Origin of the sequence: Pseudomonas sp. HY2-MNA-CIBAN-0224 (assembly GCF_040310285.1) — a bacterium.
GTDB lineage: Bacteria > Pseudomonadota > Gammaproteobacteria > Pseudomonadales > Pseudomonadaceae > Aquipseudomonas > Aquipseudomonas helleri.
In genome coordinates, this window is record NZ_JBEOPQ010000445.1 from 1 (window position 1) to 278 (window position 278).

Consider the following 278-nt stretch of genomic DNA (forward strand, 5'->3'; position numbering starts at 1 on the left):
CTAAAAAATATAATTGTTTAAGCTAACTGGTAGTACAAGACACCGGATAGTTCTGCAGTCTCGCAAACTACTTCTCCAGTATTCACCAAATAAGTAACGTGAGCGAACGTCTCTTCAAGCGCTAAACAACGTGCAAAACCTTTTTTCTTTGCCCATCCCAATACCGAACTTAACTCGTTGACAGTGCGCCATTGGTCGAGGTTTTTCCGCAGTTTATCTAACGAGGTTTGATGGTGCTGCAACACTTCACGAACTCTTTCATCCCCATGATAAAACGG

Annotated in this window: 1 protein-coding gene; it reads right to left on the bottom strand. The window is 42.4% G+C overall.

Translation table 11 applies throughout. The annotated features are described in order from the left end of the window. Nucleotides 1-17: 17 nt before the first annotated feature. Nucleotides 18-278 (bottom strand): hypothetical protein (locus tag AAEZ03_RS27105; protein ID WP_350582914.1); only part of this gene is annotated, 261 nt, incomplete at its 5' end.